Raw genomic sequence first — 19,857 nt, forward strand, 5'->3', positions numbered from 1 at the left:
CGCCCGGACCTGGTCCGGCGTGCACTCTTCGTGTATTCGGGGGGGTGGGGCGTCAGGTCGAGGTCGCGGTCTCGGTCGCGGCCAGGTCGGGATCGAAGTCGCGACGGCTTGCGATTCCGGCGTCCGCGATGCCCTCCCCGCTGACGACGGGCGTGCGGTCGTCCCGGGGCGGCTGCAAGAACGAGGCGATCACGAACGGCACGGCCAAGGCACTCGCCAGGATGGCGAAGACCAGGTGCTTCGTGTTCTCGATCGCCTCGCCGAAGGCTGCCGTGAAGAACTGGACGAATGTCACGCCTACCATCAAGAGGGCGGCGACGGCGTACGCGCGTGCTGAGGACCCCGGACTACCGCGGCGCCAGGCGATCCCAGCAGCGACGGCGACGATGAGACCGGCACCCACGAACTCGAGCAGCCCTCCCGCGGACCTACCCACGGCTGCCATCAGGGAGAACGCCGGTTCCTGCGCAGGACCGTTACCGGGCTGGTTGGCGCCCAGGTAGCGCGGCTGGGCGACAAAGAAGTCGTTTGACGCTGTTTCGATAAGCGGCCAGATCCGGTCCGGATGATGGGCTAAGAATGCGAGGACGGTCCCGTAGGTCATCTTGTCCGCGTACATGTTCCACGCCGGCGCGAACATGATGGAATTCTCGTCACCGGCCGTCTTGCCCGCATACTTGTCGAGTTCGCGCGGGAATCCCATTTCGACCAGATCGTCGCCGGGCGTCTGGCTGTGACCGAGGATACCGACCGAGATGAGCTCCCAGGGGTTGATCTGCTGGAATTTCTTGGGGTTGTTCGCGAGCATCCAGGAGCCGACGATGGCGAAGACCGCGATGAGCGCGGCCCCGACGATGCGGGTCACGAATATCCGCAGGACTTGGCGAAGACGGATCCTGGACACCCTCCGACCCGACCGCCATCCGATGGGCACCAGCAAAAGCATGACGGCCAACGGGATGAGTATGGTGACCGCCTGCACCTTGGACGTCAGCGTGAGGAGCCCTCCCGCCGCGACCATCACGACGCCCACCGGCTGTCGAATTCCGGAGGCAGCGTAGAACGCGGCTCCTACGGCTAGCAACGCAATGCCGACAAGTCCCACATACTCGCCCATCGGTCCGGCCGCATAGGCGGCGAAGATCGGGTCGCTCAGGATGGTCACCAGACCGGCGCAGGCGATCGACCGCGCGAGCAGCGATGCCCGCCGCGGCGCGACGGCCAAGAGTCCGGCAATGACTCCGATGAGGATGGCGTTGGCAAGGACCAACCAGCTGAAGTCGAGCGTTCCAGGACGTCCAGAAACCGTGGACGAAAACCACTCGAGTGCCTTCAGGAGGGGGACCTGCGATGTCGGATACGAGGTGCAGTCCCGCTGCTGAGGTATGCCCGTGTGGTGCCACTGAAGCAGAGCGAACGACCAGTATCGCGGTGCGTTCGCGAGGTCCGGCTGGATCTGGTCGGAGCCGAGCTGACAGAGGTACCGGTCGCCGTCGGGGTGAGGGGCCTGGCCCAGAACCGCCGGGAAGGTCGCGCGGCCTAGAGCAGCGAGTGCCGCGAGGACGGTGACAGCGAACGTGAGAACAGCCACTGACAAACGCGACGGGGTACCGAGAAAGACGGATTTGAACATGAGATTACCTGCCTGGACGCCACCAAGCAGGGCCTCTCCGCTGCCAGTGGACGATATCGTCTACTGAAGAAGACGAAGGCGGCTCGCAATCATGACGAGCAGCTAGAGGTAACGAATGCTATTCCGCGACGCCGGCGGAACCGCGGTTCGAGGGCAGGAGCACCCGCGACAGCCGCGGCTCAGCGGGCCAGGCGCTCGACGCCGGCGATGACGCCCTCGACGAGCACGGCGTAGCTGCGGTCGAGGTCGTCCGGCAGCCCGAACCCGCCGCCGAGTTCGAGGACGACGAAGCCGTGGATGGCGCTGCGCAGCATCCGGACCGCGTCCACCAGCTCATCGTCGGGCAGGCCGAAGCCGCGCAGCACTCCGGCGAGGACGCCGAGCGTCTCGGCCGACCGCGCGCTGAGCTCGTGATCCGCCGGATCGGAGCGGTCCGCCGCCACCTGGGTCGCCGCATAGCGCCCGGGATGACGGCGGGCGAAGTCGCGCAGTGCGTCCGCCGCGGCGCGGATGGCATCCGGGCCGGCTCGCCCGATCGTCGCGGCCGCGAGCGTCCGGGTCAGCTCGGCGACGGATTCCGTCGCGACCAGCCGGCGCAGGTCGCCGAGCGACGCGACGTGCTTGTACAGGCTCGGCACCGCGACGCCGGCACGCCCGGCCACCGCCGCGAGGGTCAGCGTGTCGAAGCCGGCGGTCCCGCCCTCGTCCACGACATCCACCGCGACGGCGGTGACGGCGGCCCGGGTCAGCCCGGCCCTAGGCATTGGGCCCCACCCACGCCGTCCCGTCGGCCGCCCGCCGAGACTCCACGAAGGCCAGCGTCGGCGCGACCGTGAGGTCCGGCCGCTGCGCGTGCGGATAATGGGCCGCCTCGGGGACACGCGCGACCTCGACGCCCTGCTCCCGCATCCACGCGCGCTCGGCCTCGATGTCGCGGTAGTCGGGGTCCAGGTCGCCGACGAACGCGAGCATCGGAACCCGCACCTCGCGCACCCGCGGCGCGACGGGCGCATGGGTCAGCTGCAGCGTCAGGTGGCGGAAGGCCGCCAGCCGGCCCGGCTGCGAGAGCGACGAGCGAATGGCGGCGACGTGCTCCTCGAGCCACGGCGCGGTCCGTCCGCGGTTCAATGTGCGGCGGTAGTAGCCGGCCCAGGTGGACGCTCCCCACGGGCGCACGAACATCGCACGGTACATCAGGTGCAGCAGCCCGGTGGCGCCGCGTCCCATCGCGGGATCGCGCAGGAGCGGACCGTAGAAGACGAGGCCCGCGACCAGTTCCGGCCGCTCGGCGGCCGCCCACGCCGCGGCGGCCGCGCCCATGGAGTTGGCCAGCACGACCGCGGGGGCGCCGAGTTCTTCGATGAGGGCGATCAGGTCGCCCGCCGTCGCCAGGTCGCCGAACTCGCGGAAGGTGACGTCCGAGTCGCCATGCGCCCGCAGGTCGGTGACCGCGACCCGGAAGCCCGCGTCCACGAGCGGAGCGACGAGCTCGCGGAAGCTGGAGCGGAGGTCGCCCATGCCGGGGACCGCGACGACGAGCGGCCCGCGCCCCTCGACGGTGTAGCTCACGCGTCCCTCGGGACGCTGCAGGAAGTGCACCTGCGAATCGACGGAAGTGTTCATAGCCATAAAGCTAATCCCATTAGCTTTATGACGCAAGCAAAAACCAGAAGTCACCCGAAATCGGTCAGCCGATGCGCCCCAGGGAGGCCATCGCCGCCTTGACGAGCGCGCCGCGGCCGCCCTCGAGCTCCTCGGTCACGGTGAGGGACGTCGCCTCCTCCGGCGTCATCCACGTCAGCTCCAGGGCGTCTTGCCGCGGCTCGCACGTTCCCGTCACGGGGACCACATACGCCAGCGAGACCGCATGCTGACGCTCATCCACATAGGGGGAGACGCCCGGCAGCGGGAAGTACTCCGCCACCTGGAACGGCACCGGGCTCGCCGGCAGCTGCGGGAACGCCATCGGCCCGAGGTCTTTCTCGAGGTGCCGGAACAGCGCCTCGCGCAGCGTCTCGCCGTACATCACGCGCCCGGAGACCAGCGTGCGCGTGATCTCGCCGACCGCGTTGGCACGCAACAGGATGCCGACCTCCGTGACCTGCCCGAGCCCATCCACCCGGATCGGCACCGCCTCGACGTACAACAGGGGCAGGCGCCCGCGGATCTGCGCCAGCTCGAGGTCGGACAGCCACGCCGGGCCGGGCTGCGGGCCGTCGCCGGGGAGCGGGTCGGGGGTGGGATCCGGATCCGGGGTGCGAACGCTCATGCATGAATCCTACGGAAGGCGATCACCGCGTCTACGGGGCACAGCCGGATCTGTGGATGGGCGGCACTCCGACGGGGGCTGTGGACGATTCGCGGATCCGGCGCAGAATGGAGGGTGCCGTTTCCCGCTCCCGACCTGCGCATCGACCGCGATGCCGTGCTGTGGTCCGCGTCCGAACGCGACCGCGCCGGCCGTCCGCTGCTCGTCCTGATGCACGGCTACGCGTCGGACGAGGCCGATCTCTTCGGCATCGCGGCCTATCTGCCGCTGGAGCCGGTGATCGCGTCCCTGCGGGCGCCCATCCCCGAGGGGCCTGGCTTCGCGTGGTTCTCGCGCTTCACCAACGTCCCCGGCGATCCGCTCGCCGGCAATGCGGACGCCGCCGCGCGCGCGGTGCTGGACTGGCTCGACGACCAGCCGGCGACGCCGACCGGGCTGCTCGGCTTCTCGCAGGGCGGCGCGATGGCCCTCCAGCTGCTCCGGCTGGCGCCCGAGCGGTTCGACTACGCCGTGCAGCTCTCCGGATTCGTGGTGAAGGGCGAGCAGTCGGGCGACGCCGACCTGGCCGAGGCGCCCGTGCCGGTGTTCTGGGGGCGCGGCACGCTCGACGACACCATCCCCGCCTCGTCGCTCGACCGCACCACCGCGTGGCTGCCGGAGCACACGGCCCTCGACGCACGCATCTACGAGGGGATGGGGCACGCGATCTCCCCCACGGAGCTCGGCGACATCTCCTCCTTCATCCGCACGCATCTGCCTCGCTGAGCGTTCTCCACAGGTCCGGCCGACGGCCCTGACAGTGTCGGTGGTCGGGTGGAGGATGGAGGGATGAGCAACGTGCTCGACCGATTCTCCCCCGCGACCCGCGAGTGGTTCCGCGGGGCCTTCGCCGCGCCCACGGCCGCACAGGAAGGCGCATGGGAGGCGATCTCGCACGGCAAGCACGCGCTGGTGATCGCGCCGACCGGTTCGGGCAAGACCCTGGCGTCGTTCCTGTGGGCGATCGACCGGCTGGCGAGCGAGCCGCGGGCCGCCGACGCGAAGCCGGGCACGCGCGTCCTCTACATCTCGCCGCTCAAGGCGCTGGGCGTCGATGTCGAGCGCAACCTCCGTGCGCCGCTCGTCGGCGTGACGCAGACCGCGAAGCGGCTCGGGGCCGAGCCCCCGCACGTCAGCGTGGGCGTGCGGTCGGGCGACACGCCGGCCTCCGATCGCCGGGCGCTGCTGAGCAGCCCGCCGGACATCCTGATCACGACGCCCGAGTCGCTGTTCCTCATGTTGACGTCGCAGGCGCGCGAGACGCTGACCTCGGTCGAGACGGTCATCGTCGACGAGGTGCACGCGGTCGCCTCGACGAAGCGCGGCGCGCACCTCGCGCTGTCGCTGGAGCGGCTGGACGAGCTGCTCGAGAAGCCGGCGCAGCGCATCGGCCTCTCGGCGACGGTGCGGCCGCCGGAGGAGGTGGCGCGGTTCCTGGGCGGGCAAGCACCCGTCGAGGTGGTCGCGCCTCCCGCCGGCAAGCGCTTCGATCTGCGCGTGGTCGTGCCCGTCGAGGACATGAGCGAGCTCGGCACGTCGACCTACGCGAGCGAGAACCCCGGAGACGGCTCGCCACCCCAGGCGGGATCGATCTGGCCGCACGTCGAGGAGGCGATCGTCGACCGCGTGCTCGAGAACCGGTCCACGATCGTGTTCGCGAACTCGCGGCGTCTGGCCGAGCGTCTGACCGCACGCCTCAACGAGATCTACGAGGAGCGGCTGCTGGGCGGCGAGGTCGAGGAGGCCGGTGCGCGACGCGCGCCTGCCGAGCTCATGGGCGGCTCCGGGCAGACCCGCGGCTCGCAGGCCGTCGCCGATGAGGACACGCTGGTGCTGGCCCGAGCCCACCACGGCTCCGTCAGCAAGGAGCAGCGGGCCCTCATCGAGGATGATCTGAAGTCGGGCCGCCTGCGCTGCGTGGTGGCCACCTCCAGCCTCGAGCTCGGCATCGACATGGGTGCGGTCGACCTGGTGATCCAGGTCGAGGCACCCCCGTCGGTCGCGAGCGGGCTGCAGCGGGTGGGACGCGCCGGCCACCAGGTCGGCGAGATCTCGCGCGGTGTGGTCTTCCCGAAGCACCGGGCCGACCTCATCCATTCCACGGTCGCCACCGAGCGGATGACGGCCGGGCTCATCGAGTCGCTCAAGGTGCCGGCGAACCCGCTCGACATCCTCGCCCAGCAGACCGTGGCGGCCGTCGCGCTCGAACCGGTCGACGCGGACGACTGGTTCGACGCGGTGCGTCGGAGCGCTCCCTTTGCGACCCTCCCGCGGAGCGCCTACGACGCGACGCTCGACCTGCTCGCCGGGCGCTACCCGTCCGACGAGTTCGCCGAGCTGCGGCCGCGCATCGTCTGGGACCGCGACACCGGCACCCTGACCGGCCGGCCGGGCGCGCAGCGGCTCGCGGTGACGAGCGGCGGCACCATCCCCGACCGCGGGATGTTCAGCGTCTACATGGTCGGCGAGAAGGCCAGCCGGGTCGGCGAGCTCGACGAGGAGATGGTCTACGAGTCGCGCGTCGGCGACGTGTTCGCCCTCGGCTCGACCAGCTGGCGCATCCAGGAGATCACCCACGACCGCGTGCTCGTGACGCCGGCGTTCGGCGAGCCCGGGCGGCTGCCGTTCTGGAAGGGCGATGGGATCGGACGGCCGGCCGAACTGGGGCGCGCGGTCGGCGCCTTCACCCGCGAGCTGAGCACCGCCTCCCCCGCCGACGCCGAACTGCGCTGCGTCGAGGCCGGGCTCGACGCCTGGGCGACCAACAATCTGCTGGCCTTCCTCCGCGAGCAGAAGGAGGCGACGGGTCACGTGCCGACTGACCGGACGCTGGTGGTCGAGCGCTTCCGCGACGAGCTCGGCGACTGGCGCGTCGTGCTGCATTCCCCGTTCGGCATGCAGGTGCACTCGCCGTGGGCGCTGGCGGTGCAGGCGCGCGTGCGCGAGCGGTACGGGATCGACGCCGGGGCCATGGCGGCCGACGACGGCATCGTGGTGCGCATCCCTGACACCGAGGCGCAGCCGCCCGGCGGCGAGCTGTTCGTCTTCGAGCCGCAGGAGCTCGACGAACTGGTGACGTCGGAGGTCGGCGGGTCGGCCCTGTTCGCGTCACGGTTCCGCGAATCGGCGGCCCGGGCGCTGCTGCTGCCGAAGTACAACCCGGGCAAGCGCTCGCCGCTCTGGCAGCAGCGGCAGAAGGCCGCGCAGCTGCTGGATGTGGCGCGCAAGTACCCGACGTTCCCGATCATCCTCGAAACCATCCGCGAGGTGCTGCAGGACGTCTACGACCTCGGTGCGCTGACCGACGTCGCCAAGCAGATCGAGCAGCGCAGCATCCGGCTGGTCGAGGCCGCGACCGAGACGGCGTCGCCCTTCGCCCGGTCGCTGCTGTTCGGATATGTCGCTGCGTTCATGTACGAGGGCGACAGGCCGCTCGCCGAGCGCAGGGCGGCCGCGTTGTCGCTCGACGCGGGCCTGCTCGCGGAACTTCTCGGCCGGGCCGAGCTGCGCGAGCTGCTCGACTCGCAGGTCATCGAACGGGTGGAACTCCAGCTGCAGCGACTCGCGCCCGAGCGCCGCGTGCGCGGCGTGGAGGGCGTGGCCGACCTGCTGCGGCTGCTGGGTCCGCTCTCGGTGGACGAGGTCGCGGAGCGGCTGGAGGCGGAAGGTGCAGCGGCCGCCACAGGCGCTGACAGCGAGTCCGACGCCCCGGTCGCCGCGCCGCACGCCGATCGCGCGGCGGCTGCCGCCCACCTCGCCACCCTGGTCGACACCCACCGCGCGCTCGCGGTGTCGATCGCGGGCACCGAGCGGTTCGCCGCCATCGAAGACGCCTCGCGTCTGCGCGACGCGCTCGGCGTGCCGCTTCCGATCGGTGTGCCGCTCGCCTTCATCGAGCCGGTCGACGACCCGCTCGGCGACCTCGTGAGCCGGTTCGCGCGCACGCACGGTCCGTTCGAGACCGCCGACATCGCGTCGCGGCTCGGACTCGGGCCGGCGATCGTCCACGACGCGCTGCGCCGCCTCGCCCGCGACGGGCGTGTGGTCGAGGGCGAGTTCCGCCCGCACGCGCAGGGCAGCGAGTGGAGCGACGCCGAAGTGCTGCGGCGCCTGCGGCGGATGTCGCTCGCGGCGCTCCGGCACGAGGTCGAGCCGGTCGACACCCCCACCTTCGGGCGCTTCCTTCCGGAGTGGCAGCACGTCGGATCCACGCTCCGCGGAGTGGATGCGGTCGCCTCCGTGATCGAGCAGCTGGCGGGTGCACGCATCCCCGCTTCGGCGTGGGAGTCGCTGATCCTGCCGAGCCGGGTCTCGGACTACAGCCCGGCCATGCTCGACGAGCTCACCGCCACGGGCGAGGTGATCTGGGCCGGTGACGGCAGCCTCCCCGGCGACGACGGCTGGATCAGCCTGCACCTCGCCGACTCGGCCCCGCTGACCCTCGATCCGCCCTCCGACCACGAGCCGGATGAGCTGCAGCGCGGCATCCTCGACGCCCTCGGCCGCGGCGGCGGGTACTTCTTCCGTCAGCTGTCCGACGCACTCGGCACCGAACGGGGCTCGGCGATCGACGACTCGGAGCTGGTGACGGCGCTCTGGGACCTCGTCTGGGCGGGACGCATCACCAACGACACCCTCGCCCCGCTGCGCACCCTGACCGCCGGCGGCTCCGGCGCGCACAAGCGACCGCGCCAGCCGACCCGTGCGCGCATGTACCGGGGACGTGTCCCCACCCGATCCGCGATGGTCACCCGGATGGGACCTCCGACCGTCGCCGGGCGCTGGTCGCTGCTGCCCGAGCGCGACCTCGACTCGACCGTCCGCGCCCACGGGCAGGCCGAGACGCTGCTCGATCGCTACGGCGTCGTGACGCGCGGCTCGGTGATGAACGAAGGCACGCCGGGCGGCTTCGCCCTCGCGTACAAGGTGCTGAGCGGCTTCGAGGAGACCGGGCGTGCGCGCCGGGGCTACTTCATCGAGACGCTCGGTGCCGCGCAGTTCGCGAGCGGCGCCACCGTGGACAGGCTGCGGTCGTACGCCCGCGACCACACGCAGGAGCGGCCGAACGAAGCGATCGCACTTGCCGCGACCGACCCGGCCAACGCGTACGGCGCCGCCCTCCCCTGGCCGGCCGTCCCGGGCGAGACCGGGACCGGCCACCGTCCGGGCCGGAAGGCGGGCGCCCTCGTCGTGCTGGTCGACGGTGAGCTGACGTTCTACGTCGAGCGCGGGGGCAAGAGCCTGCTGTGCTTCGTCGATCCGACCGCCGACGGCGCCGACGAGACGGCGGGCCCGATCCTGCGCGCCGCCGCGCGCGCCCTGGCCGCGCTGGTCACGGCTCGCCGGGTCGACAAGCTGGCGATCGAGACGGTCAACGGCGAGTTCGTGCTGGGCTCGCCGCTGGGCGACGCGCTCTCCGAGGCCGGCTTCCTCGCGACACCGCGCGGATTGCGGCTGCGCGGATGAGGCGCAGCGTGACCCCGGCCCGACGCGCGACCGGAGTGCACCATGCCTGAGGGCGACACCGTCTACCAGGCGGCCCACCGGCTCGACCGCGCCCTCGCGGGCCGCATCCTCACCGAGACGGACTTCCGCGTGCCCGAGTACGCGACCGTCGACCTGTCCGGCCAGAGGATGGATGAGGTCGTCCCGCGCGGCAAGCACCTCCTGATGCACGTCGGCGAGCACACCATCCACAGCCACCTCAAGATGGAGGGCTCGTGGGAGGTGTACCCGCCGGGCGGCCGGTGGCGGCACCCTGGGTACCAGGCGCGCGCCGTCCTCCGCACCGAGGACGCGCAGGCGGTCGGCTTCCTGCTCGGCGTCCTCGAGATCCTCCCGCGCGACCGCGAGGAGGAGGCCGTCGGCTACCTCGGCCCCGACCTGCTCGGCCCTGACTGGGACGCCGCTGAGGCGTTACGGCGCCTGGAGGAGCATCCCGAGGTCCCCGTCGCGGTCGCCCTGCTCGACCAGCGCAACCTGGCCGGACTCGGGAACGTCTACGCGAACGAGCTGTGCTTCCTGCGCGGGATGCTGCCCATCCGGCCCGCGGGCGAGACCGACCTCGCCGCCGCGGTCGACCTCGGCCACCGCCTCATCGTGGCGAACCGCGACCGCCCGCTGCGGGTCACCACCGGCGACACCCGCCGCGGCAGGAACACGTGGGTCTACGGCCGCAAAGGCCAGCCCTGCCGGCGCTGCGGGACGCCCATCCGCTCGGGCTCGCTCGGCCGCACCGAGCTCGAAGAGCGGGTGACGTACTTCTGCCCGGTGTGCCAGACGTAGGCAGCACCGGGCAGAAGCGTGTCGTGCGAGGGAGGGTCAGGCTGCCGCCTCGTCCTCGTCCTCCTCGGCCGCCGCGCGGACGGTCTCGAGCGCAGCGGACCACGCCTCGAGCTGGTCGAACAGCGGGGTGAGCGCGGCGGTCTGCTGATCGGTCGGCTTGAGCTGCCAGTTCTCGAAGTCGTGCGCCAGGCTCAGGCCCACGTGGGCGCTGACCGTGGCCACCTGGAGCTGCGACAGCACGAGGCGCAGGTGCTCGACCGCACGGGCGCCGCCGAAGACGCCGTAGCTGACGAACCCGGCCGCCTTGTTGTACCACTCGGCGCCGACGTAATCGATCGCGTTCTTGAGGGCACCGGAGGTGCTGTGGTTGTACTCGGGGGTGACGAACAGGTAGCCGTCGAACTCGGCGATCTTCGCCGCCCAGGCCTTGGTGTGCTCGCCGGCGTACTGCCCCATCGCGGCGGGCATGGCCTCGTCGAGGTGCGGCAGGTTCCACTCCGCCAGGTCCACGAGCTCGTACTCGACGCCCGTGCGCTTGGCGGCGTTCTCGTACACCCAGCGGGCGACGGCCTCGCCGTTGCGTCCGGGGCGCGTGCTTCCGATGATGATCGCGATCTTCGTCATGTCAGCCTTCCTTTTGATGACGTGTCACCATTCTGAACCATCCCGGCGCAGGATGCATTCCCGGTAGGCTCGCGGCATGTCCGACGACCGCGCCGACCGCAGGGACGACATCCATCTGCCCGCCGACGCGACCGAGGAGGAGCGGCGCGAGGCCGGCGACCGGCTGCGGGAGCGCATCTACGTGACGTTCACGGCGCTGGCGATCCTCATGGCGATGAACGCGCACGGCGAGCTCGACTCCCCGACCGTACTGTGGACGCTCGTCGTCTCCGTCGTCGGTGTGCTGCTTGCCGGGCTGGCCTCCGACATCGTCTCCCACATGATCGTGCACAGCCGGCTCCCGTCGGTGAAGGAGTTCCGGCACATGGTCGCGGTTTCCTCGCGCGCGCTCGGCGTGCTGGTGGTGCCCGTAATCGCCGTCGCCCTCGCCGTCTTCGACGTCATCGAGGTCCGCACGGGCATCACGATCGCGATCGTCGCCCTGATCGTGGCGCTGGTGGTGATCGCCCGCATCGCCGTCTCGCGCACCGGCATCTCGGGCTGGCGGCAGCTCGCCGCGATGACGGTCCTCGCGGCGCTTGGCGTCCTCGTCGTGTTCCTCGAGGCGCTCGTCCACTAGCCGGCCCGGGCGTGTCAGGATGGGTTATGGCCACCGTGCAGACCCGTCCGGACCCGAGGAAGCTGTCGGACGACGAGCTGGAGCTGTTCCGTGCCTTCCACCTGATGCGCCGTGGCTTCGACCGCACCCTGGATGCTCAGCTCCAGCACGACGACGGCATCTCCATCTCCGAGCTCGAGGTGCTGATGGCGCTTACCCGCGCGCCCGGACGGAGGCTACGCGTGCGCGACCTCGTGGACGCCACCGGCTGGGAGAAGAGCCGCGTCTCGCACCAGGTGAGCCGCATGGCCGCCCGCGGTTTCGTCGAGCGGCAGGACTGCGCGGAGGACCGCCGCGCCACCTGGATCCATCTCACCGGCGACGGCCGCCGAGTGGTCGTGCGGGCACTGCCGAAGCACTCGGCGACGATCCGCCGCATCCTGTTCGACGCCCTGTCGCCGGAGCAGCAGGATGAACTGCTGGGCATCGCCCGGACGATGAACGCGGCCATCACCGCCGAGGACTGCGTGCCGCCGGACGACGGCGACGACTGAGGGTTCTCGCAGGTCGCGTACATCGGAGGTCGTAATTCTGCTGGGAAGCGATCGCGGATTCGCTGGCCATTCGTCGGGAACACCGGCGGAAACCAGCCGGTTCCAAGGCGGCTCCCCCTAACGTTTCCGTGTGCGACGCCCGAACTATCCCGCTTCCGGATCCGGTGCCGACGGCCGCGACGAGCAGCTGCCGGCGACCCGGGTCATCGGACGCGTGCCTCCCGCGGATCCGCGACGCCCGGTCCGGGCGACCCGGCCGGCGTCCGGCGTGCCCACCGGAGGGTCGCCCGCGCCGTTCGACCCGTTCGGGATGGGCGGGGACGCGCCCGGGCTCGGCGGCGGGGGCGCCGGTCGCGACGGCAATAGCGGCCGGGGCGGCAACGGCGGCGGCGGGAACGGCGGCGGCGACACCGGCGACGACGGCACCGGCTCGACGCCCGGCAAGCCCCCGCGCAGACGCCGCCGTGCCAAGCGGATCGTCGCCTGGACCGCGGCGGCCCTCGCGGTCATCCTCGTGGTCGTCGGCGGCTACGCCGCGTACAGCTACTTCCGTTTCGTCGGCGGCGTGAAGCACGTCGACGTCATCTCCAAGCCCGCGAACGACGTCGACGGCCAGGACCAGAACATCCTGCTGGTCGGCGATGACCACCGCCCCGACGGCGCCAGCCAGGCCGAACTCGACCAGCTGAGCACGACGAGCGACGGCGGCGGAACGAACACCGACACCATGATGGTGCTGCACATCCCCGCGAACGGGAAGTCCGCGACCCTCATCTCGCTTCCCCGCGACTCGTGGGTGGATGTGCCGGGCCACGGCATGAACAAGCTCAACTCCGCCTTCTCGCTGGGCGGCGGCGGCAGCGACCCGACCGCGGGGGCGAAGCTGCTCATCCAGACGGTCCAGAATCTGACCGGCCTCAGCATCGACCACTACGTGCGCGTGTCGCTGCTCGGTTTCTACACGATCGCGCAGGCCCTCGGACCGGTGCAGGTCTGCCTCAACAACGCGGTCGACGACCCGTACTCCGGAGCGAACTTCCCGGCCGGCGTGTCGACGCTCGACGCGAAGCAGGCGCTCTCGTTCGTCCGTCAGCGGCACGGGCTGCCCCGCGGCGACCTGGACCGGGTGGTCCGGCAGCAGTATTTCCTGTCGGTCGAGGCGCACAAGTTCCTCTCCGCCGGGACCCTCCTCAACCCGGCCAAGCTGACCAACACGCTGGATGCGGTGAGCGGCTCGCTCGAGACCGATCCCGGCCTCAACTTCCTGCAGCTCGCCGCGCAGCTGCAGGGGCTGACCGGCGGCAAGATCCAGTCGGCGACCATCCCGATCTCCGGCACACCGACGATCACCGTCGACGGGAACGACGTGTCGATCGTCGAGGTGGACACGGCCGCCATGCCCGCCTTCATCCAGGGCCTGATGGGAACGCCGACCGCGTACGACAATGCGACGGCGGCGAAGCCGGCCGACACGACGGTCACCGTGCTCAACGGCGGCAGCGCGAACGGCGCGGCGACCACCGCGACGCAGACGCTCACCGCCGCGGGCTTCAAGACCGGCACCCCCGGAGACGCGGACACCCGCGCGACGACAGTCATCCAGTACAAGTCGGGCCAGGAGGCGCAGGCCAAGGCCGTCGCGGCCTACCTTCCGGGCGCTGCCGTGCAGCAGACCGACGCGGTCAGCACCGTCACCCTCGTCCTCGGCGACGACGGCCTGATGCCGACCGCTCCGGCCGCCGCCGGCTCCGCTCCCGCCGCGCCTGCCGCCCCGGCCTCCACGCCGACCCCCTCCGGCCCCGCGACGAACTACAGCTCCACCGTCTGCATCAACTAGTCGAAGAGGCGGCGGAAGACGTTCGTGTCGGCCAGGTCGATGAGCTCGTCGCCGCGGCCGTTCACGATCGTGCGCAACGCGTAGAGCGTGAAGCCGCTGACCTGCTTCGCGGTGATCGCGGGCGGGATGCTGAGCTCCTGGCGGGCCGTCACCACGTCCACCAGCGCCGGGCCCTCGTGCGCGAAGGCCGCCCGCAGCGCGCCCTCGAGGTCGTCCGGCTTCTCGACGCGCTGGCCGTGCAGGCCGATCGCCCGGGCGACCTCGGCGAAGTCCGGATTCTCGAGCCCGGTGCCGAAGTTGACGAACCCGGCCGCCTTCATCTCCACCTCGACGAAGTTCAGCGAGGAGTTGTTGAAGACGACGATCTTCACCGGCAGCTTGTTCTGCCGCAGGGTCAGCAGCTCCCCGAGCAGCATCGCGAGGCCGCCGTCGCCGGCGAGCGCGACCACCTGCCGCCCGGGGAACGCCGTCTGCGCGCCGATCGCCTGCGGCAACGCGTTCGCCATGCTGCCATGCGTGAAGGACCCGATCAGGCGCCGTCGGCCGTTCATCCGCAGGTAGCGGGCGGCCCACACCACCGGCGAGCCGACGTCCGGGATGAACACCGCGTCGTCCGTCGCCAGCTCGCTGATCAGCCGCGCGACGTACTGCGGGTGGATGGGCGTGCGGTTGCGGTCGTTGACGGCCAGGTCGTCGAGGCTCTTGCGCGTCTTCTCGTAGTGCGCGAGGGAGGCGTCGAGGTGCTTGCGGTCCTTCCGCTCTGCGAGCAGCGGGAGCAACGCCTCCACCGTGTCCTTCACGCTGCCGACGAGCCCGAGGTCGAGCGGCACGCGGCGGCCCAGGTTCTCGCCGCGGAGGTCCACCTGGATGATCTTCGCCTTCGACGGGAAGAACTGCTGGTACGGGAAGTCCGTCCCCAGCATGAGCAGGGCGTCGCACGACTCCATCGCCCGGTAGCCGGAGGAGAAGCCAAGCAGGCCGGTCATGCCGACGTCGTAGGGATTGTCGTACTCGATGAACTCCTTGCCGCGCATCGCGTGCACGATCGGGGCCTTCAACGCCTCGGCGACGGCGACGAGCTGGGGATGCGCACCCTCGGCTCCCGCGCCGGAGAGGATCGTGACCTTCTTGGCCGCGTTCAGGATGTCCGCCGCCGCCTGCAGCTCCGGATCGGTCGGCCGGGTGACCCGCGGCGAGAACGCGATCGGCGCGGACTTGCGGCGCCCGGCACTGTCGGCGAGGAAGATCTCGCCGGGGACGACGATCACGGCGACCCCGCGACGCTCCACCGCGGTTCGCATCGCGATCTCGAGGATGCGCGGCAGCTGGTCGGCCTGGCTGACGAGCTCGGTGTAGACCGCGGCCTCGCGGAACAGCTCCTGCGGGTGCGTCTCCTGGAAGTATCCGCTGCCGATCTCGGCCCCGGGGATCTGCGCCGCGATCGCCAGCACGGGGACCCGGCTGCGGTTGGCGTCGTACAGCCCGTTGATGAGGTGTGTGTTGCCCGGCCCGCAGCTCCCCGCGCACACCGCCAGCTCCCCGGTCAGCGCCGCATCCGCCGACGCGGCGAAGGCGGCCGCCTCCTCGTGCCGCACGTGTTCCCAGTGCAGCCCGCCGCGGCTCCGGCGGATCGCGTCGGTGAACCCGTTGAGCGAGTCGCCGGGGATGCCGTAGACCCGGCTCACCCCCGCGTCCTCCAGGATCTCGACGATGGTGTCGGCGACGGTGGGCATGGCGGACTCCCCTCGGTGGGCGATGGTTGCGACGCCGGTCGGCCCCTGTGCACGTCCGACAGGCGCAACGCTACGCCACGGAGCGAACATCGTTCATCCCCGGCAGAGGAACTGTGCGTTAACGTGAGCGCATCATGGTCAAACAGGTGAGGGCCCAGGTCACGCGCGACACCATCGTCGACGGCGCGGCGCAGGTGTTCGGGCGCCGCGGCTACGGTCTCGCCTCGATCGCGGACATCGCGGAGGCCGCGGGAGTCACGAAAGGCGCGTTGTACTTCCACTTCCCGTCGAAGGACGAGCTCGCGCGAGCCGTCATCGACGAGCAGCACCGCAGGACGATGGACGCCGCGGGCGTTGTCGTGGCCGAGGGGCGTCCGGGGCTGGAGACGATGGTGCTGCTGAGCGCCGTGCTCGCGCGTCAGCTGCTCACCGACCCCGTCGTGCAGGCGGGCATTCGGCTGACGACCGATGTGGCGTCTCTCGACGACCCGGTCACGGGGCCGTACCGCGACTGGCTGCACACGGCCGAGCGGTTGTTCCGACAGGCCGTGGAGGAGGGCGACCTGCGAGCGGACTTGGATCCCGCGCTGCTGTCCCGCGTCGTCGTCGCGTCGTACACCGGAGTGCAGCTCGTGTCCGAGACCTTCTCGCACCGCGCCGACCTGCTGCAGCGGGTGCGGGAGCTGTGGATCGTGCTGCTTCCGGGCATCCTCGCGTCCGACCGCAAGGACGGGCTGGGCGGCCTCCCCGAGCTCATCCGCTGAGCCCGGGCATTGCGGCCGACCCGGCCGCAGCGCCCCCAATCCGCTACGGCCGCGCCGGGCTCGCATGCATTCTACGGCAGAACCGGACGATCGGTATGAACTCGCTGCGCGCTCCCAGCACGGCCCTGCCCGGATGCGCGGCGGCCGTCCCGTAGACTTGCCCGACGGGGAGCGCCGGCGACGGCGGAAGCGGTTGGGGAGGATGCAGGATGCCGCCGAAGGGCAAGCCGAAGAACCGGCGCGCGACGATGCGACTGGTCTACATCGACTTCTGGTCGGCGTTGAAGATGTCGTTCCTCGTGAGCATCATCGTCGCCGCCATCACCGTGGTGCTGAGCCTGATCGTGTGGTCGCTCATGGAGCGGTTCGGTGTCGTCGCGTCGGCCAGCGGCTTCCTCGAAGACATCGCGGGCGCCCAGGGCGCCAACCTCGTCGCGGGGCTCACCTTCCCGAACGTGATGACGTTCACGCTGGTGGTCGCACTGCTCGAGGTGATCGTGGTGTCGGCCCTCGGCGCGATCTTCGCCGCGCTGTTCAACCTGGCCGTGCACGTCGTCGGCGGCTGGAAGGTCACCTTCGGGAGCGACTGAGCTCCAGCCCGCCCACGAGCAGGCCGACACCGAACGCGAAGGCCGCCGCCGGATCGTCCTCGTCGAGCGGTGACGCCGGCTGATCCGCCAGCACACCGAGCGAGTCGTACTGGATGCGCTGCTGCTCGTGCGAGACATGGCCGAGCACGAAGTGCAGCAGCGCGGTCGCCGCGCGGCGTGAGGTCTCGGCCTCGAACCCGCCGCGGGCGACCGCGCGCGCCAGGCGGTCGAGAGTCTCCGGCGACCCGAGGCCCAACGCCAGGGTGCTGGACACGACCTCGGCCCCGTCGCGGTACGAGAGCAGCGCGTCGCGGAGGGCGTCCGCATCGGCGCGCACCGCATCCTGCCACGTCGCGTCGGCCGGGAGGGCGTCGGGGCGGCGCGCGGCGACGATGCGGTCGGCGACCTCGGCGAGCATCGTCTGCTTGTTCGGGAAGTGCCAGTACAGCGCACTCGGCTGCACGTCGAGCGCCGAGGCGAGGCGGCGCATGGTGAGGTCGGGCAGGCCGAGGTCGTCGAGGATGCGCAGCGCGGCCTCCGCCACGTCGTCGCGCGAGTGCCGTCGTCCGGTTTCGTTCCCTGCCACCTCGTCAGTATAGTGAACGCTGTTCAGGTGAACACCGTTCAGGTAAGGATGCTCCCGTGACCCTCTCGACTCCCACCCGCCGCCGGCTGGACGCTACCGACCTCGCCCGCGTCGCCGTCTTCGCGGCGATCGTCGCCGTCCTCGGCCTTCCCGGCGGCATCAGCGTCTTCGGCTCGGTGCCCATCACGGCGCAGACGCTCGGCGTGATGCTGGCCGGCGCCATCCTGGGCCCGTGGCTCGGCGCGCTGTCGATGGCTGTGCTGCTCGCGCTGGTCGCGCTCGGTCTGCCCCTGCTGTCCGGCGGCACCGGCGGCCTCGGCGTGTTCGTCGGCCCGACCGCCGGCTACCTGTTCGGCTGGATCGTCGGGGCGCTCGTGATCGGGCTCATCGTCCACGCGGGCAACCGCAAGCCGGTGTGGTGGCGCACGTTCCTCGGGATGGTCGTGGGCGGCATCCTCGTCGTCTACGCGTTCGGGATCCCGGTGACCAGCCTGGTGCTGCGACTGCCGCTCGACGTGATCGCGAAGTCCGCCCTGGTGTTCGTGCCGGGCGACCTCGCCAAGGCGGTGATCGCGACCGTGATCGTGATGACGCTGGTGCGCGCCTACCCGCGGGCGTTCCGGCGCACCTGGCTGACGCGGCGCGACCAGGCGGCGCCCGCCTCCGCCGCGTCCGAGCCGGCCGAGCCTCGGGTGCCGTGACGTCGCGCGCCCTGCTGCTCGACGGCGTCGCCGTCCGCCTCGGCGAGGTCGACGCGCTGCGGGACGTCGACCTCGACCTCGACGCGCGGACGATCGCCGTCGTCGGTGAGAACGGCTCGGGCAAGTCGACCTTCGCGCGCCTGGCCGCCGGGCTGGTGACGCCGACGGCGGGCACGGCGCGCATCCTGGGCCTCGACCCGCTGCGGCAGGCCGCTGAGCTGCGCCGCCGAGTGGCCGTGGTGTTCAGCAACCCCGATGCGCAGATCGTCATGCCGACGGTCGCCGAGGACGTCGCGTTCTCGCTGCGTCCCGATCGACTCGGCCGGGACGAGACCCGGCGGCGCGTGGAGGAGACTCTCGCGCGCTTCGGTCTGTCCGAGTTGCGCGAGCGGTCGTCGCACGAGCTGTCCGGCGGCCAGAAGCAGCTGCTCGCGCTGGCCGGCGCGTTCGTGCGTCGCCCCGAGCTGGTGATCGCGGACGAGCCGACCACCTACCTCGATGCGCGCAACGCGCGGCTCGTGGCCGACCACCTGCTGGAGGACGCCGGTCACCGGCTCGTGCTGGTCACGCACGACCTCGCCCTGGCGGCGCGCTGCGACGCCGCCGTGCTGTTCGCGCGAGGGCGGGTGGAGGCGGTCGGCCGTCCCGCGGACGTCATCGCCGAGTACGAGACGGCGCTCGCATGCTGAGCCTCTATCGGCCGGGGGACGGCATCCTGCACCGGATGCCCGCAGGTCCTAAGCTGCTGCTCCTGCTGGCGCTGGTGCTCGCCGTGTCGCTGCTGCCCTCGCGCTGGTGGGCGGCCGTCGTCGCCGCCGGTGCCGTCGTGGTCGTCTACGCTTGCGCCGGCCTGCGCGACGGCATGCTCGGGATGCGCGAGCTCGCACGCCAGACGGTGGCGCTCCGCTGGCTGATCGTCGTCACCCTCGCGCTGCAGCTGATCTTCCTCGGACCGGAGGCGGCGGTCGCCAACACGACCCGCGTCACCGGCGCCGTGTTGCTGGCCGGCCTGCTGTCGCTGACCACGCGCGTGAGCGACCTGCTGGACGCGGTGGAGCACGGACTGCGCCCGCTCGACCGCCTCCGCTTCGACTCGGAGCGAGCGGCCGTGCTGCTGACCGTGACGATCACGACCGTCCCCGTGCTCGCGCGGCTCGCGGGAGAGGTGCGGGAGGCGCAGCGGGCGCGCGGCGTCCGCCCGGGCGTACGCTTCTTCGCGGTGCCGTTCCTCATCCTGTCGCTCAAGCACGCCGACCAGCTCGGCGAGGCGCTGTCCGCGCGCGGCGTCCGATGACGCGGCCCCGTGTGCTCGGGCCGGTCGTCGACGACGAGACCCGCTGCATCCACTACCGGTCGCCGCTCGACGTGATCGCGATCCGCTTCGCCTGCTGCGGCGAGTTCTACCCGTGCCACCTCTGCCACGCGGAGGCGGCCGGCCATCCCGCGCGGCAGTGGCCCCTCGCCGACCGCGACCGGGAGGCCGTCCTGTGCGGCGTCTGCGGCAGCGAGCTGACCATCGCCGAGTACCTCGCCGCCGACGCCTGCCCCCGCTGCGCCGCCCCCTTCAACCCCGGCTGCCACCTCCACACCCACCTGTACTTCGAGGTCTGAACGCACGAACGACCCCGGAGCAGGGCTCCGAGG

19 protein-coding genes are annotated in these 19,857 nt (G+C 71.4%); 12 read left to right on the forward strand and 7 right to left on the reverse strand.

Annotation, left to right across the window (positions count from 1 at the left end; all coding sequences use genetic code 11):
- Nucleotides 1–52: 52 nt before the first annotated feature.
- The 4 genes from A0130_07575 to A0130_07590 form a co-directional block, all read right to left on the reverse strand.
- Nucleotides 53–1,633, reverse strand: a complete 1,581-nt coding sequence (locus A0130_07575; protein ANF31551.1) for a hypothetical protein — start codon at nt 1,631–1,633, stop codon at nt 53–55.
- A 179-nt stretch (nt 1,634–1,812) separates the two neighbouring features.
- On the reverse strand, nt 1,813–2,310 hold the full coding sequence (locus A0130_07580; GenBank protein ID ANF33342.1) for a transcriptional regulator: 498 nt from the start codon (nt 2,308–2,310) through the stop codon (nt 1,813–1,815).
- 79 nt (nt 2,311–2,389) lie between these two features.
- Nucleotides 2,390–3,256: an alpha/beta hydrolase gene (locus A0130_07585; GenBank protein ANF31552.1), complete on the reverse strand. Its 867-nt coding sequence runs from the start codon at nt 3,254–3,256 to the stop codon at nt 2,390–2,392.
- A gap of 64 nt (nt 3,257–3,320) precedes the next feature.
- Nucleotides 3,321–3,902, reverse strand: coding sequence for an ADP-ribose pyrophosphatase (locus A0130_07590; GenBank protein ANF31553.1), 582 nt, complete (start codon nt 3,900–3,902; stop codon nt 3,321–3,323).
- A gap of 114 nt (nt 3,903–4,016) precedes the next feature.
- Here A0130_07590 and A0130_07595 point away from each other — a divergent pair, with 114 nt between their 5' ends.
- From A0130_07595 to A0130_07605, 3 genes are all read left to right on the forward strand, one after another.
- Nucleotides 4,017–4,667: a phospholipase gene (locus A0130_07595; GenBank protein ID ANF31554.1), complete on the forward strand. Its 651-nt coding sequence runs from the start codon at nt 4,017–4,019 to the stop codon at nt 4,665–4,667.
- A 63-nt stretch (nt 4,668–4,730) separates the two neighbouring features.
- A complete protein-coding gene (locus tag A0130_07600) occupies nt 4,731–9,407 on the forward strand; it encodes a DEAD/DEAH box helicase (protein ANF31555.1) in 4,677 nt (1,558 codons plus the stop codon).
- A 42-nt stretch (nt 9,408–9,449) separates the two neighbouring features.
- Entirely contained in the window at nt 9,450–10,226 is a 777-nt protein-coding gene (locus tag A0130_07605) for a DNA glycosylase (protein ID ANF31556.1), read from the forward strand.
- A gap of 36 nt (nt 10,227–10,262) precedes the next feature.
- Here the strand turns inward: A0130_07605 and A0130_07610 are convergent, their stop codons facing one another.
- On the reverse strand, nt 10,263–10,850 hold the full coding sequence (locus A0130_07610; protein ANF31557.1) for an NADPH-dependent FMN reductase: 588 nt from the start codon (nt 10,848–10,850) through the stop codon (nt 10,263–10,265).
- Between the two features lie 76 nt (nt 10,851–10,926).
- Here A0130_07610 and A0130_07615 point away from each other — a divergent pair, with 76 nt between their 5' ends.
- From A0130_07615 to A0130_07625, 3 genes are all read left to right on the forward strand, one after another.
- Nucleotides 10,927–11,469, forward strand: coding sequence for a hypothetical protein (locus A0130_07615; protein ANF31558.1), 543 nt, complete (start codon nt 10,927–10,929; stop codon nt 11,467–11,469).
- Nucleotides 11,470–11,495: 26 nt separating this feature from the next.
- Nucleotides 11,496–12,002, forward strand: coding sequence for a hypothetical protein (locus A0130_07620; protein ANF31559.1), 507 nt, complete (start codon nt 11,496–11,498; stop codon nt 12,000–12,002).
- Nucleotides 12,003–12,132: 130 nt separating this feature from the next.
- The gene (locus A0130_07625) at nt 12,133–13,839 is read left to right on the forward strand and encodes a LytR family transcriptional regulator (GenBank protein ID ANF31560.1); all 1,707 of its coding nucleotides are present in this window, start codon (nt 12,133–12,135) and stop codon (nt 13,837–13,839) included.
- Here A0130_07625 and A0130_07630 read toward each other — a convergent pair.
- Nucleotides 13,836–15,572 (reverse strand): pyruvate dehydrogenase, encoded by a 1,737-nt coding sequence (locus A0130_07630; GenBank protein ID ANF31561.1) that lies wholly within the window; start codon nt 15,570–15,572, stop codon nt 13,836–13,838. The two genes, A0130_07625 and A0130_07630, sit on opposite strands and share 4 nt — an antisense overlap.
- A gap of 134 nt (nt 15,573–15,706) precedes the next feature.
- Here A0130_07630 and A0130_07635 point away from each other — a divergent pair, with 134 nt between their 5' ends.
- The gene (locus tag A0130_07635) at nt 15,707–16,336 is read left to right on the forward strand and encodes a TetR family transcriptional regulator (protein ANF31562.1); all 630 of its coding nucleotides are present in this window, start codon (nt 15,707–15,709) and stop codon (nt 16,334–16,336) included.
- Between the two features lie 209 nt (nt 16,337–16,545).
- Nucleotides 16,546–16,926 (forward strand): hypothetical protein, encoded by a 381-nt coding sequence (locus A0130_07640; GenBank protein ANF31563.1) that lies wholly within the window; start codon nt 16,546–16,548, stop codon nt 16,924–16,926.
- Here the strand turns inward: A0130_07640 and A0130_07645 are convergent.
- Nucleotides 16,907–17,416, reverse strand: coding sequence for a TetR family transcriptional regulator (locus tag A0130_07645; protein ID ANF33343.1), 510 nt, complete (start codon nt 17,414–17,416; stop codon nt 16,907–16,909). The two genes, A0130_07640 and A0130_07645, sit on opposite strands and share 20 nt — an antisense overlap.
- A 152-nt stretch (nt 17,417–17,568) precedes the next feature.
- On the opposite strand from A0130_07645, the gene A0130_07650 reads away from it, so the two are divergent.
- From A0130_07650 to A0130_07665, 4 genes are read left to right on the forward strand one after another with little or no spacing between them, the layout of a single operon-like run.
- Nucleotides 17,569–18,213, forward strand: coding sequence for a BioY family transporter (locus tag A0130_07650; GenBank protein ANF31564.1), 645 nt, complete (start codon nt 17,569–17,571; stop codon nt 18,211–18,213).
- Entirely contained in the window at nt 18,210–18,902 is a 693-nt protein-coding gene (locus A0130_07655; GenBank protein ANF31565.1) for an energy-coupling factor ABC transporter ATP-binding protein, read from the forward strand. The genes A0130_07650 and A0130_07655 overlap by 4 nt, the downstream gene beginning before the upstream one ends.
- Nucleotides 18,896–19,507, forward strand: a complete 612-nt coding sequence (locus A0130_07660; GenBank protein ANF31566.1) for a cobalt ABC transporter permease — start codon at nt 18,896–18,898, stop codon at nt 19,505–19,507. Before A0130_07655 ends, A0130_07660 begins: the two co-directional genes overlap by 7 nt.
- Complete coding sequence (locus A0130_07665; protein ANF31567.1) at nt 19,504–19,824, forward strand: hypothetical protein; 321 nt, start codon at nt 19,504–19,506, stop codon at nt 19,822–19,824. The genes A0130_07660 and A0130_07665 overlap by 4 nt, the downstream gene beginning before the upstream one ends.
- The last annotated feature ends 33 nt before the right edge of the window (nt 19,825–19,857 follow it).

Source organism: Leifsonia xyli (assembly GCA_001647635.1).
Classification (GTDB): Bacteria; Actinomycetota; Actinomycetes; order Actinomycetales; family Microbacteriaceae; genus Leifsonia; species Leifsonia xyli_A.